The organism is Streptomyces griseorubiginosus (genome assembly GCF_001514195.1).
Classification (GTDB): Bacteria; Actinomycetota; Actinomycetes; order Streptomycetales; family Streptomycetaceae; genus Streptomyces; species Streptomyces griseorubiginosus.
The window spans coordinates 242,728-258,016 of the sequence record NZ_KQ948744.1 but is presented as its reverse complement, the minus strand read 5'-3'; the positions used below and the strand labels follow the sequence as shown (position 1 = coordinate 258,016).

The 15,289-nt window shown below is 70.6% G+C and carries 14 protein-coding genes; 7 read left to right on the top strand and 7 right to left on the bottom strand.

Features of this window, described 5'->3' with window-relative positions:
* Window positions 1–83: 83 nt before the first annotated feature.
* Complete coding sequence (gene serC, locus AQJ54_RS36380) at window positions 84–1,202, top strand: phosphoserine transaminase (protein WP_062244910.1); 1,119 nt, start codon at window positions 84–86, stop codon at window positions 1,200–1,202.
* 111 nt (window positions 1,203–1,313) lie between these two features.
* On the opposite strand, the gene AQJ54_RS36375 is transcribed toward serC, so the two are convergent.
* The 5 genes from AQJ54_RS36375 to AQJ54_RS36355 form a co-directional block, all read right to left on the bottom strand.
* Complete coding sequence (locus AQJ54_RS36375; RefSeq protein ID WP_062030393.1) at window positions 1,314–2,930, bottom strand: alpha/beta hydrolase; 1,617 nt, start codon at window positions 2,928–2,930, stop codon at window positions 1,314–1,316.
* Between the two features lie 70 nt (window positions 2,931–3,000).
* Window positions 3,001–3,663, bottom strand: coding sequence for a Type 1 glutamine amidotransferase-like domain-containing protein (locus AQJ54_RS36370; RefSeq protein WP_062030395.1), 663 nt, complete (start codon window positions 3,661–3,663; stop codon window positions 3,001–3,003).
* 66 nt (window positions 3,664–3,729) lie between these two features.
* Window positions 3,730–4,845, bottom strand: a complete 1,116-nt coding sequence (locus AQJ54_RS47015; RefSeq protein ID WP_062244907.1) for a phosphotransferase family protein — start codon at window positions 4,843–4,845, stop codon at window positions 3,730–3,732.
* Window positions 4,846–4,969: 124 nt separating this feature from the next.
* The gene (locus tag AQJ54_RS36360) at window positions 4,970–6,487 is read right to left on the bottom strand and encodes a cellulase family glycosylhydrolase (protein WP_062244904.1); all 1,518 of its coding nucleotides are present in this window, start codon (window positions 6,485–6,487) and stop codon (window positions 4,970–4,972) included.
* A gap of 183 nt (window positions 6,488–6,670) precedes the next feature.
* Window positions 6,671–7,666, bottom strand: coding sequence for a YncE family protein (locus tag AQJ54_RS36355; RefSeq protein WP_062244900.1), 996 nt, complete (start codon window positions 7,664–7,666; stop codon window positions 6,671–6,673).
* Window positions 7,667–8,326: 660 nt separating this feature from the next.
* Between AQJ54_RS36355 and AQJ54_RS36350 the strand changes: the two genes are divergently transcribed.
* From AQJ54_RS36350 to AQJ54_RS36330, 5 genes are all read left to right on the top strand, one after another.
* Window positions 8,327–9,007 (top strand): GDSL-type esterase/lipase family protein, encoded by a 681-nt coding sequence (locus tag AQJ54_RS36350; RefSeq protein ID WP_062244896.1) that lies wholly within the window; start codon window positions 8,327–8,329, stop codon window positions 9,005–9,007.
* A gap of 119 nt (window positions 9,008–9,126) precedes the next feature.
* Window positions 9,127–10,044, top strand: a complete 918-nt coding sequence (locus AQJ54_RS36345; protein WP_107121207.1) for an NADP-dependent oxidoreductase — start codon at window positions 9,127–9,129, stop codon at window positions 10,042–10,044.
* Between the two features lie 80 nt (window positions 10,045–10,124).
* Window positions 10,125–10,712 carry a Uma2 family endonuclease gene (locus tag AQJ54_RS36340; protein ID WP_062244893.1) on the top strand — a complete coding sequence of 196 codons (588 nt, stop codon included), beginning with the start codon at window positions 10,125–10,127 and terminating at the stop codon, window positions 10,710–10,712.
* A gap of 16 nt (window positions 10,713–10,728) precedes the next feature.
* A complete protein-coding gene (locus AQJ54_RS36335) occupies window positions 10,729–11,358 on the top strand; it encodes a maltokinase N-terminal cap-like domain-containing protein (RefSeq protein WP_062244889.1) in 630 nt (209 codons plus the stop codon).
* A 214-nt stretch (window positions 11,359–11,572) separates the two neighbouring features.
* Window positions 11,573–12,565, top strand: a complete 993-nt coding sequence (locus AQJ54_RS36330) for an aldo/keto reductase (protein WP_062244887.1) — start codon at window positions 11,573–11,575, stop codon at window positions 12,563–12,565.
* A gap of 197 nt (window positions 12,566–12,762) precedes the next feature.
* Here the strand turns inward: AQJ54_RS36330 and thpR are convergent, their stop codons facing one another.
* A complete protein-coding gene (thpR, locus tag AQJ54_RS36325; protein WP_062244884.1) occupies window positions 12,763–13,335 on the bottom strand; it encodes an RNA 2',3'-cyclic phosphodiesterase in 573 nt (190 codons plus the stop codon).
* A 26-nt stretch (window positions 13,336–13,361) separates the two neighbouring features.
* Here thpR and AQJ54_RS36320 point away from each other — a divergent pair, with 26 nt between their 5' ends.
* Window positions 13,362–13,892, top strand: coding sequence for a GNAT family N-acetyltransferase (locus AQJ54_RS36320; protein ID WP_062244882.1), 531 nt, complete (start codon window positions 13,362–13,364; stop codon window positions 13,890–13,892).
* A 107-nt stretch (window positions 13,893–13,999) separates the two neighbouring features.
* Here AQJ54_RS36320 and AQJ54_RS36315 read toward each other — a convergent pair whose 3' ends face one another.
* Window positions 14,000–15,274 (bottom strand): MFS transporter, encoded by a 1,275-nt coding sequence (locus AQJ54_RS36315; RefSeq protein ID WP_062030418.1) that lies wholly within the window; start codon window positions 15,272–15,274, stop codon window positions 14,000–14,002.
* Between the last annotated feature and the right edge of the window lie 15 nt (window positions 15,275–15,289).

Genomic DNA, 15,289 nt, shown 5'->3' with positions numbered 1-15,289 from the left:
CCTTCCCAGGCCGTACGGGCGGCCACGTCTCAGCCGACGGACGAGGTTTCCACCAGGTTTCCCCCAGCCGCTAACCTCGGTCCGTGGCTGAGATCCAGATTCCCGCTGACATCAAGCCCGCCGACGGACGTTTCGGCGCGGGCCCCTCCAAGGTGCGGGTCGAGGCGCTCGACGCCCTCGCCGCGACCGGTACGTCCCTGCTCGGGACCTCCCACCGCCAGGCCCCGGTGAAGAACCTGGTCGGCCAGGTGCGTGAGGGCATCTCCGAGCTGTTCTCGCTGCCCGAGGGCTACGAGGTGATCCTCGGCAACGGCGGCTCGACCGCGTTCTGGGACGTGGCGACGCACGGGCTGATCGAGAACAAGTCGCAGCACCTGAACTTCGGCGAGTTCTCGTCGAAGTTCGCGAAGGCGTCCAAGCTCGCGCCCTGGCTGGCCGAGCCCACCGTCATTGCCTCCGACCCCGGCACGCACCCCGAGCCGCGGGCCGAGGCGGGCGTCGACGTGTACGCCTTCACCCACAACGAGACCTCGACGGGTGTCGCCGCCCCGATCAGGCGGGTCGCGGGCGCGGACGACGGGGCCCTGGTCCTGGTCGACGCGACGAGCGGCGCCGGCGGTCTCCCGGTGGACGTGTCGGAGACGGACGTCTACTACTTCGCCCCGCAGAAGTCCTTCGCCTCCGACGGCGGCCTGTGGATCGGCGTGTTCTCCCCGGCCGCGATCGAGCGCGCCGAGCGGATCCACGCGTCCGGCCGCCACGTCCCGGAGTTCTTCAGCCTCCCCACGGCGATCGACAACTCCCGCAAGAACCAGACGTACAACACCCCGGCCCTCGCCACCCTCTTCCTGCTGAACCAGCAGCTGGAGTGGATCAACGGCCAGGGCGGTCTCGCCTGGTCGACGGCCCGTACGAAGGACTCCTCGACGCGGCTGTACAGCTGGGCGGAGGAGTCCAAGCACGCAACGCCGTTCGTCACCGACCCGGCCAAGCGCTCCCAGGTCATCGGCACGATCGACTTCTCCGACGACATCGACGCCGCCGCGATCGCCAAGGTCCTGCGCGCCAACGGCATCGTCGACACCGAGCCCTACCGCAAGCTCGGCCGCAACCAGCTGCGCGTCGCGATGTTCCCGGCGATCGACCCGGCGGACGTCGAGGCCCTGACGAAGTGCATCGACTACGTGATCGAGAAGCTGTAGCCGATTCCGGAGCTGTAGCCGATTCCAGAGCTGTTTAGCCGATTCCGGCGTGACGACGACGAGGGGCGCCCGGTGTGTACCGGGCGCCCCTCGTCGTGCGTCAGCTCACGCTCAGCCGCGGAAGCCGAGCAGCTGGTGCAGCTCGTCGCCGCCCTGGGCCGCCGTGGCCGGCGTGGAGGCGCCGGTCAGGGCCGACGCCGTGGCCGGCTGGGCCGCCGCCGGCTTCGGGTCGGGCAGCTTCTTGCAGACCGCGTCGGCGGTGCCGTGGCCGCGGGGGACCGTGCCGTCGGTCAGGTACGTGGCGAGGTACTTGTCGAGGCAGGCGTTGCCACTCAGGGAGATGCCGTGGTTGCCGCCGCCCTGCTCGACGACCAGGCTGGAGTGCTTGAGCAGGCGGTGGACGGTGACACCGCCCTGGTACGGGGTCGCCGCGTCGTCCGTCGCCTGGAACAGCAGCACCGGCGGGAGCTTGGAGTTGGCGACGTTCACCGGCTTCAGGGTCTTCGTGGGCCAGAACGCGCACGGCGCGTTGTACCAGGCGTTGCTCCAGGCCATGAAGGGAGCCTTCTTGTAGACGGCCCAGTTGTCCTTCTGCCACTGCTTCCAGTCGCGCGGCCAGGAGGCGTCACGGCACTGCACGGCGGTGTAGACGCTGTAGCCGTTGTCACCGGAGGCGTCGATCGCGGCGAGGCTCTCGTACGCCTCCACCAGCGGGGCGGCGTTCTTGTCGTTCACGTACGCGGCGAACGCCGCTGCCAGGTCGGGCCAGTAGCCGTTGTAGTAGCCGCCCGGGATGAAGGTGTCCTCCAGCTCGGCCGCGCCCACCTTGCCGCCGGCCGGCGTCTTCGCCAGCTGGGCCTGCATCGCGTACCACTTGGCCTCGATCTTGGCCGGGTCGGTACCGAGCTTGTACGTGGAGTCGTACTTCGCGATCCACGCCATCAGGGCCTTCTGGCGGGCGTCGAAGGCGTAGTCCTGCGAGATGTTGGCGTCGTACCAGACTCCGTCGGGGTCGACGATCGAGTCGAGCACCAGGCGGCGCACGTTGCCCGGGAAGAGCTTCGCGTAGACCTGGCCCAGGTAGGTGCCGTACGAGTAGCCGAAGTAGTTGATCTTCTTCGCGCCGAGGGACTTGCGGATCGAGTCCATGTCCTTCACGGCGTTGATGGTGTTGATGTATGGCAGCACGCTCGCGTACTTGCGGCCGCAGGCGGCGGCGAAGGACTTGGCGCGCTCCAGGTTGGCCTTCTCGATCGCGGCCGTCTTCGGGACGCTCGCGGGACGCACCGGGTTGAAGTAGCCCGGCTTGCAGTCGAGGGCGGGCGAGCTCTTGCCGACGCCGCGCGGGTCGAAGCCGATGACGTCGTACTGGGACGCGACCGCCTTGGGCAGGCTCCCGGCCACGAACCCGGCGAGGGTCAGACCGCTGCCGCCGGGGCCGCCCGGGTTGACCAGCAGCGGGCCCTGGTACTTCTTCGCGGTGTGCGGCACCCGGGACAGGGCCAGGGTGATCTGACGCCCCTTGGGGTGGGCGTAGTCAAGCGGCACCTTCACCGACCCGCACTGGAGCGTCGGGTAGTTCTCGGTACCGCACTTCTTCCAGCTGACCTTCGCCGCCGCGAGGGCGGGGGACGCGGTGAGGGACGTACCGGCCTCGGCCGGGACGGCCGTGACGGCTCCCGCCAGGACGACGGTCGCACCGCACAGCACAAGAGCGCTTCTTCTCATGGGAGCGCATCCTGTCGAAGAAACTGTCGATTATGAACCGCGTGTGCGAAAGTTTTGAATCTCCTGTGATTCAGTAGGACTTCCAGCGCCCTTCGGAGACCACCTCCACGACGCCGTCCACCACCTTGATGGCCGTCTGGTCGTCGATCGCGTACGCCGGACCACCGATCCCGGCCGCCCAACGTTCCGCTTCGGCCGTGGTGTTGTCGGGGCAGGCCGGGTGATCGAGGTGCGGGAAGACGGAGAAGTCGACCAGGCCCAGCGCGCTGTCACCACCGGTGGACGGCTTCCAGCCCACGAAGTGGTCCCCGATGCGCGGGGTCAGCACCATGCTCCCGGCACTGAATCCCACATAGACCAGATCGGGCAGCGAGGGCAGGAGTTCGGCGAGGCCGGACTCCCGCATCCAGTGGCTCAGGTAGAGCGCGTCACCGCCGTTGACCAGCAGGACGTCCGCTCTGCGGACCCAGGAGACCCAGTGCTCCCTCTCGATGCTGGGCAGGGCGGTGAGTTCCAGGACGCCCACCGACTTCCAGCCCAGCCCGGTCATGGGGCAGTGGGACTGCCCGCTGACGAACCGCCACGGACCGCCCGGGTCGGCGTCGGGGGCGCCGTACCCGGCGGTGGGGACGCACAGGGCGTCCGCCTCGGCGATCGGCTTGCCCAGGAGGCCGACGAGCGCGTCCCGGATGCTGTCGTTGGTGACGCCGGAGTCGGTGAGGAGAAGCTTCATGATGTCCTTCCGCAAGAATCAGAGGAATCACAGGAGTCACGGTGCCCGGGCCCCGGGCCGCATCCCTCAGCCCAACGCCTCCATCAGCGCGGTGACATAGGCATTCAACCGCTCCTCCACCGCCCGGGTGGTCAACTCCGTCCTCCCCGCTTCCCGCCACGGCCGTGCCACCCACCGCACGCCTCCCGCGAACGCCAGCGCGTCGAGCAGCCGCCAGTACAGCCGCTCGCTCGCGGTCGACGCCAACACCCCGCCGGCCTCCTCGTACGCCTCGGCGAACCGCAGACCCCACGCCGGACCGTGCAGCAGCGCCAGATTGGTGGAGCAGTGCGCCACGTCGAGATCCGCGGGACCCCAGGAGTTCTGCACCCAGTCGACGACCCCCGTGACCCGAGGCCCCACCGGAGCCAACGGATGCGCCGGAGCCGGCTGAGCCGACGGGCCCGCCGGATGTGCCGGACTCGCCGAAGCCGCCGAAGCCAACGGACCAGCCGAACCCACTGAACCCACTGAACCCGCCGAACCCGCCGAACCCGCCGAAGCCACAGGACCCACTGGACCCGCCCGCTCCACCTCGAACAGCACGTTGCCGGGATGGAAGTCCCGGTGCAGGAATCTGCCCTCGTAGGGCGGCGCGGGCTTGCGGATCACGTCGATCGCCGCGGACCACACCGCCGCGTCGGCGCCGGGTACGGGCACGATCTCGTCGGCGGTCGCCCACGCCTGGTACTCCCGGGGCCGCTCGGCCGGCCGCACCGCGTGGATCGCCACGAGCTGACGGGCCAGCACGGGGACGCGCGCCTCCAGCCCCTCGTCCTCCAGGACGGTTCGCCCGACCAGATGTGTCATCAGCAGCGACGGGTACTCGCAGTGCGCGGCGGTCGGATCGACGGCGACCGGTCCGGGAGCCGTCACCCCGGTCCCGGCGAGCAGGGCGAGGGCGTCCGCCTCCCGGTTGAGCATCTCCTCGGCGTGGTCCACGAAGGACGGCTCGACGAAGGTCCGCAGCACCAGATGGCGGATCCCTCCGTCCGGTGCGGCGACGGTCAGCCGCCGCATCTCCGCGGTGATGCCCCCGTGCAGGGCCTCGGTCCCGACGATCCGCTCGCCGGCGTTCAGCTGCCGGCCCACCCAGTCCAGGGTGAGCGGTCGGACGGCTCCCGCTCCGTCGTGGTCGGTCACCGGGCCACTTCAGCATCCGAACGGGGTCCCGTACAAAGGCATTTCGGACGGGGACCCGGACGAAGCCGTACCCGTCCGTCGTGACGAGGGGCGCCCGGTGCCCCCTACCGGGCGCCCCCACCCCTCACGCAGCCGTGCAGCTCACACTCGGCACACCCCCGCCCCCCGGCGCCGCCCCGAACCCGAAGCTCGCCGAACCGCCCGCCGGGACCGACCCGTTGTGGGAGGCGTTCGTCGCGGTCACCGTCGAGCCGGTCTGGGTGTACGAGGCGTTCCACATGGAGGTGACCTTCTGCGCACCCGGCCAGGTCCAGGTCACCTTCCAGGAGGACAGCGCCGTCGAGCCCGAATTGGTCACCTTGACCTCGGCGTTGAAGCCGCTGCCCCAGTCGCTGCTCACCGCGTAGGAGGCGGTGCAGGCCGCCGTGCCGCCGCCCGGGTCACCGGGGCCGCCCGGACCGCCGCCCGAGCCCGGGAAGCCCGGCGCCTTCACGCTCGCCAGGTAGCCGTCCTTCGCGGTGTCCACGGTCTGCCAGTCGTCCTTCAGGATCCCGCCCGTGTCACCGGAGTTGGGGTTCCACGACCAGAAGGTCCAGTGGAAGGAGTCGGCGCCGTACGTCGACGTCGGGCGGAGGTACGACACCAGTGCCGCCAGCCATTTCTGGTCCACGGTCGAGGTCAGCGTGGTGCCGAACTCGCCCACCCACACCGGCGCGATGTTCTGCTTGAAGATGTAGCCCCAGTACTTGTCCCAGATCCCCGGCATGTTGGCGGGGAACGACGGATCGCTGAACCAGGTCTGCTGGGCCACGCTCGTCGCGTAGTCGTGGGCCGAGTACACGACCCGGTTGGCCACGCTCAGCTGAACCGGGTACTGCGCGACCCCCATGAGGTTGCCGCCCCACCAGCCCGAGACGCCGTTCACGGTCTGCACGCCCTCGACGAAGATCAGCAGGTTGGGGTTGACCCCGAGCACCGCGTTCCCGGCCCGCTGGGCGGCGAGACGCCAGTCCGTGGCGGTGTCCCCGCATCCCCAACAGGCGGGATCGTGGGGCTCGTTGTGCAGATCGATGCCTACGACCGTGTCCTGGCCCTGGTAACGCGTCGCCAGCGCCTTGAGGTTGGCGATCCAGGTCGACTCCGGGACCGCGGCCGTGTACCAGAGCGCCGACTGGCCGGCGGAGTCCGGGCGGTGCCGGTCGAGGATGACCTTGAGGCCGTCCTGACCGGCGTACGACACGAGCTTGTCCAGGACGCCGAGGGAGGTGAGTCCCTGGAGGTCGGCGTTCTTGCCGCCGGAGAAGTCGATGCTGTTGGGGACGGTGCCCGGCTTGAGGATGTCGTCGCTGTACGGGATGCGGAGCGTGTTGTAGCCCAGCGACTTCATCTGGTCGATCATGGACTTGTAGTCGCGGGACCAGAGGCCGTGGACGACGCGGTTGGAGGTCTCGAAGCCGAACCAGTTGATCCCGGCGATGCGGACCGGCTGCCCGGACGCGTCCAGGATCTGCCGGCCGCTGGTGTGCCAGTAGCCGGCACCGGCGTCGGCCTTCGCCTCGGCGGCGTGCGCCGTCTGCGCTCCGGCCAGGAGCGGCACCACGAGCGCCGCCGCACACAGCACTCTTCGCAAGCTGCGGAACATGTCGCTGCTTCCTCTCGAAGGGGCCCGGAACTGATGGGAGCGCTCCCATCGCCCTGTGCCTCCATGGAAGTCAGGTCACATGAACACGTCAAGACATGGGACGCCACGTCCTCAGCTTCCGAAACGGGCGCACCGCCGCAGGCGACCCGGAGGTCCTGTTCGGGCCGCCCGGCGGAACGGGGCTCAGGAACTGCGCCGGAACAGCCGCCGGAGCCCGAAAAGGAGGGCGACGGCTCCCAGAGCCAGGGCGCCGATCTTGATCGTGCCGTTCGAGTCCCCGCCGCCGTCGCTTCCCGAGGCCGAGGAACTCCCGCCTCCCGAGGGCGAGTCGGACCCGGAGCCGCCGGGCGCGTCCTGCGCCTCCACCTCGCTGTTCGCACCCTCCATGCCGAGGAGCAGCTTGGTTCCGTCGGGCGAGTAGGAGACGGACTCGCCCTGTCCGAGGGGGACGCTGAGCCGCCCCTGCTTCTTGAGGGCGCCGTCGTTCCAGTCGTACCAGAGGCCGCCGAAGTACCCGCGTACGACGAGCTGTTCGCCGTTGGGTGAGAACGCGGCGTCGGTGGCCCACAGGTCGATCGGCACGGTGGGCCGGAAGAGGTTGGTCCCCGTCGAGGAGAGCTTGGCCGGCCCCTCGTACAGGTGGCCGCCGTCCTCCTGCTTGTCGATGATGTAGACGCGTCCGGTCCTGGGGTGGACGACCATCGACTCGGCGTCCCGGGATCCGTCCGAGTACTTCACGACGTACTGCGTGGCCTTGACGGTCTGGTCCTTCAACTCCTTCGGCTCGGGGAGCTTGTAGATCCACACGTAGGGCCAGGTGACCCCGTCGTTGTCCCCGATGTCGCCGACCCAGATCTCGTTGCCGGGCCCGATGGCGATGGCCTCGACGTCCCGCGGGGTGCCGACCCCGGTCATGGTGATCCGGGCGACCGTCCTGCCGGTGGCGCTGTCGACGGCGTAGAGGTAGGCGCCGGTGTCCTGGTCGTTGTGGGTCCAGTAGATGCCGGGGTGCCGGCGGGAGGCGGCGAGCCCGCTGGACTCGGTGATCCGGGGATCGCTGATGGTGAACCCCTTGTCCCCCTTCCCGTCCCCGTCGTCGGCGGAGGCGGGCACGGCGGAGAGCAGGCCGAAGCCGCCCACGAGCAGGATCCCGGCAAGCAGGGCAAAGGGTCGACGCATGCCCCAAGCCTGCCATTCGGCTGCGCCGGGCGGTTGCGGGGTGGGGTTCGGGTTCGGGTGCGGGTTCGGTGGGGGCGGGGGTTTTGCGCCCACGCGGCGGAGCCGCATATCGACACAGCCCCGCGCCCCTGGAGGCCTGCGGCGGCCCGTTTCTGTCCGGTGGGGGCGTGCGTAGCGCGTGCGGTGTGGTGGGTGGGTCGGTGCCGGGGTGGGGGTATCCGTCCTCGGTCCGGCGCCTCGGTCTCTCGACAAGGGGCCCGGTTCCGGACGCCGGCCGCTGCGGGCGGACACCCCCCACCCCGTCCCCTGCCCGCCGTACGCGGCCAACCCTCCGGTGGGGGCGGGCGCACGCGGCGGAACGGTCCGGTGGGGGCGGGCACGTGACGGAACGGTCAGTGGGGGCGGGTGCGCGTGACGAACGGTCCCGGGGCGGACTGGGACGGCTGACGGTCCCCTCATGGCGCAGGCCGACTGCAACCCCCCAGGGGCGCGGGGAACTGCGCGACAAGCCACAACGCACCCGCACCCGCCACACAACCCAACCCGGCACCCCAATAGGCGCCCGGCTCAAGCCCAGCGCAGCGCCCGCGTGGGGTTGTTCACAGTTCTGGTGGGGTCAAGAGCTGTTACCCGCTGGTAAGAATCACCGATGATGGGCGCATGCTGCGATTCATGCCCGTCGGCGACTCCATGACCATCGGCAGCGCGGGCGAGCACACCTGGCGTTACCGGATGTGGCAGCACCTGCGCGACACCCACGGCGGTCCCTTCACCCTCGTCGGTCCGCGCGAGACGCTCTACGACAAGGCGGCCGACGCGCCCACGTCGTACGCGTACGCCGACCCCGACTTCCCCCGGTCCCACCTCGCCGGCTGGGGCGAGGGCTGGCAGCACATGGCGCCGCTGATCGGCGAGGCGGTGCGCGGTCAACGGGCCGACGTGCTCCTGGTGTCCCTGGGCCTGATCGACCTCGGCTTCTACACCAACGCGGACCAGACCACGGAGAACGTACGGGCCTTCGTCGCCGAGGCCCGCCGCGCGAACCCCCGGATCCGCATGGTCGTCCTCCCGGTGATCCCCAACGTCCGGGCGCAGACGGACCCCCCGTTCGCCGAGCAGGTCACCCGCTTCAACGAACTCCTGGCCAAGACGATCGCCGACCTGGACGAACCCCGCTCCCCCCTGCTCCGGGCCACCCCTCCTCCGTCGTACGACATCGACCACGACACCTACGACGGCACCCACCCGAACGCACACGGCGAGCACAAGGTCGCCGCCGCCTTCGCCGACGCGATGCACCAGGCGTGGGACCTGGGCGAGCCGTACCGTACGGCCGGCTGACGGAAGACCGGCTGGAACGGAAGACCGGCTGGAACAGTCAGGGGGCCGGGAATACCCGTCCGCCCCAAGGCCGTTGAAGGCGCCGCCCTGTCCCCGTGAGGAAGTGCGGTGAGCCCCTGATGAAGGCGGTCCGGTTCCACGAGTACGGCGGTGTCGACGTGCTGCGGGTCGAGGAGGTGGAGCGGCCCTCGCCCGGCGCCGGACAGGTGCTGGTGGAGGTGCGGGCGGCCGGGATCCAGCCCGGCGAGGTGATGATCCGCGAGGGCGCCCGGCACGACCGCTGGCCGGCGGCCTTCCCCTCCGGCCAGGGCAGCGACCTGGCCGGGGTGGTGGTGGAGACGGGCCCGCACGTGCGGGGCTTCGCGGTGGGTGACGAGGTGCTGGGCTTCACCCACCGACGGGCCAGCCACGCGGAGTACGTGGTCGTGGACGACGTGAACCTGGTCGCGCGTCCGGCCGGGCTCTCCTGGGAGGTCGCCGGGTCGCTGTACGTGGCCGGTACGACCGCCTACGCGAGCGTGTTCGCCGTGGACCCCGTGCCCGGCGACACCGTCGTGGTGTCGGGTGCCGCGGGCGGGGTCGGATCACTGGCCGTGCAGCTCGCGCGGCGGCGCGGCGCCACGGTGGTCGGGCTGGCGAGCCCACGCAACCACGACTGGCTGAAGGAGCGGGGGGTCGTGCCGGTCGTGTACGGGCAGGGAGTGGCCGAGCGGGTCCGGGAGGCCGCGGGCGGACCGGTCGACGCGTTCATCGACACGTACGGTGAGGGGTACGTCCGACTGGCCGTGGAACTGGGTGTCCAGCCCTCGCGCATCAACACGATCCGCGACTGGCGTACGGCGGCGGAGGTCGGCGCGCGCACGTACGGCGAGGGTTCGGCGGCCTGCGCGGTCGTCGTCGGCGAACTGGCCCGGCTGGCCGCGCGCGGGGAGCTGACGGTGCCGGTGGCCCGCGTCCACCCGCTGGCGGAGGTTCAGGACGCCTACCGCGACCTGGAACAGGGCCACACCCACGGCAAGATCGTGCTGCGGCCCTGAACCCGTGTCCCGGTCACCGTGCGTATCGTTGTACTGCGCGGCTGCACTCTTCCGTGGGGCAGCCGGGGAGGAGCGCCACGATGACCGTCCTTGAAGACAGGATCGCGATGGCCGAGAGCGACAACACGAGCACCCTCGACGAGATGTTCGAGCGGCTCGAGACGATGCCCGTCCCCGAGGGATACAAGGTCGAGATCGTCGAGGGGACCGTCTACATGTCGCCGCAGCGGGACACCCACTGGGAGATCATCGCGGACATCTACGAGCAGCTGCGGACCAAGTACCCGCGGCAGCGCGTGAAGTCCGACGTGCGCATCGACTACCCGGGGCACCTCAACGGATTCGCGACCGATGTGACGGTGGTGGCCGAAGGCGCCGTCAAGACGGAGGGCGGCCACTGGTCCTACGAGGACGTCGAGTTCGTCGCCGAGGTCATTTCCAAGGGCACCGCGGCCAACGACTACGGCCCGAAGAAGACCGCCTACGCCACGGCCGAAGTCCCCGTCTACGTCATCGCGGACCCCTACCAGGGGCGGTGCCACATCTACACCGACCCCAAGGGGAGCGACTACGAGGTCGAGACCAAGGTGGCCTTCGGCAAGGACGTGGACCTCACCGCCACCCCCCTCGGCCTCACCCTCAAAACGGATGAGTTCCCCCGCGACTGACTGACAGAATCGCGGCATGGCGATCATCCACCACACCACCCTCAAGCCCACCAAGCTCGAACTGCTGACCACGTGGCTGCCCACCCGCCCGTGGTACGCCGGTTCCGGCACACCGGAGCTGACCAAGGCCGGCGGGTTTCGGCTCGACGACCCGGAGGGCGAGGTCGGGATCGAGTTCATGGTGGCGCTCGACACCTCAGGCCCCGAGCCCGTCGCCTACCACGTCCCCCTGACCTACCGCGCCGCCCCGCTCCCCGGCGCGGACCAGGCCCTCGTCGGCACCATGGAACACGGCGTGCTGGGCCCCCGCTGGGCCTACGACGGCGTCCACGACCCGGTCCTGCGCACCGAGCTCCTCGCCCTGTTCGAGGGCCGCGCCCAGGCCATGGCCCAGAGCATCAGCGACACCCCGGACCACGAGGTGGCCCACACCTACGCCGGCCCCGCCCTCCCCGCCGGCTCCGCCGAGATCACCGAGGACCGGGACGGCACCGACCTCACCCTCACGGACGGCACGGTCCTCCACATCCACCGGACCCTGTCCCCCACGCCCCCCGACGGCACGTCCGGCCAGATCTCCACCACCTGGGAAGCCTCGAACGGCACCCGCCTCCGCACGGTGTTCGCAAGCCTGCGCACTCCCTGAGACCCGGCCCCTGCCGCCGCTCCGGGCGGCGTGAGCGGGCCTCATTTCCGGCCGGCCGGCGGAGACCGAACGGACTCGCAACGAGATGCGCGGCTTCGACCGGCCGACCACGCCCGATGACCGCCTCGGTCACCGGACGGCCCACCGCATGGGTCTCCCCCGCCGGCGGAACTCCCTTGCCTAGAGCGCACTCCACGCCGTTGGCTAGGTGCTCATGAAGTACACGCAGCTCGGACGCACCGGACTCAAGGTCAGCCGACTCGTCCTCGGCACCATGAACTTCGGCCCGCAGACCGATGAGGCCGACTCCCACGCGATCATGGACTCGGCCCTCGACGCGGGCATCAACTACTTCGACACCGCCAACGTGTACGGCTGGGGCGAGAACAAGGGCCGTACCGAGGAGATCATCGGCAGCTGGTTCGCGAAGAGCGCCGCTCACCGCGACAAGACCGTCCTCGCCACCAAGGTCTACGGCAACATGGCCGCGGACGGCGAGGCCTGGCCCAACCACGACAAGCTCTCCGCGGTCAACATCCGCCGGGCCGTCGACGCCTCGCTCAAGCGCCTCCAGACCGACTACATCGACATCTACCAGTTCCACCACGTCGACCGCGCCACCCCCTTCGAGGAGATCTGGCAGGCGATCGACACCCTGGTCCAGCAGGGCAAGATCCTGTACGCCGGGTCGTCCAACTTCCCCGGCTACAAGATCGCCCAGGCCAACGAGATCGCCGCCCGGCGCGGCGGCACCATCGGCCTCGTCAGCGAGCAGTGCCTCTACAACCTGGCCGAGCGGCGCGCCGAGATGGAGGTCATCCCGGCCGCCCAGGAGTACGGCCTCGGGGTGATCCCCTGGTCACCGCTGCACGGCGGGCTCCTCGGCGGGGTCATCAAGAAGGAGGCCCAGGGCGGCCGCCGTGCCTCCGGCCGAGCCGCCGACACCCTCAAGGACCCGGCCAAGCGCGCCCAGATCCAGTCCTACGAGGACCTGCTGGAGAAGCACGGCCTGGAGCCCGGCGAGGCGGCCCTGGCCTGGCTGCTGACCCGCCCCGGCGTCACCGGCCCGATCGTCGGCCCCCGCACCGCGGAACAGCTGGACTCGGCGATCAGGGCGGTGGACCTGGAGCTGACCGAGGAGCTCCTGGCGGGCCTGGACGAGATCTTCCCGGGCCCGGGGCCGTCGCCGGAGGCGTTCGCCTGGTAACGCCGGTAGGGGCAGCGCCCCAAAGGGGCGCGGGGAACTGCGCGACCAGCCACGACGGCGCGGCAGCCGAAGAACCGGCCGCAGTTCCCCGAACTCCCCTACCTACCGAGCGCCGCAGCCAACGCCACAACGACGAACATCATCACCAGCACACCGGCCATGATCCGGTTACGAGTCTTCGGGTCCACACATCGAGCCTAACCGCCCCCACCGAGCGCCCAACGCCCGACCACCTCGTACCGCGGCTGCTCCCCCGGCACACCGGCAGTCGGCAGATTGCTCCGCACCAACGCCAGCTCGTCCACGGTCCACGTACGGCTCGCAAACCCGTCGAGCACTTCCAAGTACGGCGCCACATCCACCGCCTCCCGACTCCGCGCCACCGTCAGATGCGCCTTGTACCGCCGGTGCTCCCCCATCTCCACCCCGGCTTTGCGTCCCGCCGCCTCCGCCCGCTCGGCGAGCAACCGCAACTCCGCGAGATCGCCGGAGGCCCCCGCCCACAGCACCCGCCCGTGCCCGAACTGCCCACCCCCGCGCACGGCCAGCGAAAAGGAAGACGTCCGCCGAGCCGCCCGCTCCAGCCGCTCCGACAGGTCCGCCACGACGACGTCGTCGACCTCGCCGTAGAAGGCAAGCGTGAAGTGCCACCCCGGCACCCCGGTCCAGCGCAGCGAGGACGCCCCGGGCAGCCTCCTCAACTCGGCCACCCGCAGCGCGAGTTCGTCGGCGACATCCTGCGGGGGCAGCACCGCGGCGAAGAGTCTCATGCGGGTCAGCCTGTCACCATGTGGGCATGGAGATCACCATCCGGGACGGCGGACCCGACGACATACCCGTGATCCTCGGCATGCTCGACAGCTGTGTGGAGTGGCTGGTCGGGCAGGGGCGCCCCGGTCAGTGGGGCACCGAGCCGCTGTCGAGGAGCCCGAGGACGGTGGAGTCCGTCGCCCGGTACATCGACGAGGGCCGCGTGTTCGTCGCCGAGGCCGACGGCGTCCCGGCCGCGACCCTCACGATCACCGACGCGCCCGGCGCCTACCTCGCCCATCTCCCGCCACCCGGCGAGCCCGAGCGGTACATCCACTGGCTGGCCTCCGACCGCCGCTTCAAGGGCCACGGCATCGGCAGCGCGCTGCTCGCGCACGCCGCCGAGGAGACCCGGCGCGAGGGCGTGGCGCTGCTGCGGGTGGACTGCTACGCGGGTGACGACCGCAGGCTGGTCGCCTACTACGAGGCCAACGGCTTCGCCCCGACGGAGACGTACTCCGCCGGGGCGAACGGTGACTGGCCGGGCCAGGTGCTGGCCATGCGCGTCCTGCCGTAGACCGCAGGCCAGCGCGCGTCCTGCCGTAGACCGCAGGTCGGTGCGCGTCCTGCCGTAGACCGCAGGCCGGCGCACGTCCTGCCGTAGACCGCAGGCCCCCGCTGGACTCACGCCGCCGCGGCCAGCTGCTCCTGCACCTCGCGCGGGACGAACCGGACGTGGGGGTGGCCGCGGTTCCAGCCCACCGAAAGCCGCAGGTTGCCGACCTTGGCCAGGACCAGGCCGACCGTCACCGCGGCCAGCGCGGCGATGGCACCGCCCGCCGCGAGGCCGGCGCGGACGCCGTAGGCGTCGGTGATCCAGCCGGCGATCGGCGCGCCCACCGGCGCCCCGCCCATGAAGATCATCATGTACAGGGCCATCACGCGTCCCCGCATGGCCGGGTCGGTGCTCATCTGGACGCTGCTGTTGGCGGTGACGTTGACCGTCATGCCGAACATCCCGATCGGCGCCATGAGCAGGGCGAACAGCCACAGCGACGGGGCGATCGCGGCCACCATCTCCAGCGCGCCGAAGGCCACCGCGCCGACGACGAGGACCCGCAGCCGGGCGGTGCCGCGCCGGGCCGCGAGCAGGGCGCCCGCGAGGGAGCCGACGGCCATCAGGGTGTTGAAGAGGCTGTAGGAGCCGGCACCGGCGTGGAAGACGTCGTCGGCGAAGGCGGAGAGGTAGACGGGGAAGTTGAAGCCGAAGGTGGAGACGAACCCGACCAGGACGATGGTCCAGATCAGCTCGGGGCGTCCGGCCACGTACCGCAGCCCCTCCCGCAGCTGTCCCTTGCCGCGCGGGGCGCGCTCGACGACGTACAGCTCACGCGAGCGCATCAGCACCAGGCCGACGAGCGGGGCGATGAAGGACAGGCCGTTGAACAGGAACGCCCAGCCGGTGCCGACGCCGGTGATCATGACGCCCGCGACCGCGGGGCCGACGAGACGGGCCGACTGGAAGTTCGCGGAGTTCAGGCTGACCGCGTTCTGGAGCTGGTCGGGGCCGACCATCTCGGAGACGAAGGACTGGCGGGCCGGGTTGTCGACCACGGTGGCGAGACCCACGGCGAACGCGGCGAGGTAGACGTGCCAGACGTGGACCTGGCCGGTCAGGGTGAGGACGGCGAGCGCGATGCCGGTGGCGCCCATCGCGGACTGCGTGAACAGCAGCGCGCGGCGCTTGGGCAGCCGGTCGACGAGGACACCGCCGTAGAGGCCGAAGAGCAGCATCGGCAGGAACTGGAGGGCGGTGGTGACGCCGACGGCGGTGGCGGAGCCGGTGAGGCTGAGCACCAGCCAGTCCTGGGCGATGCGCTGCATCCAGGTGCCGATGTTGGAGACGACCTGGCCGAGGAAGAACAGGCGGTAGTTCCTGACCTTCAGCGAGCTGAACATGGATGACTTGCGGGA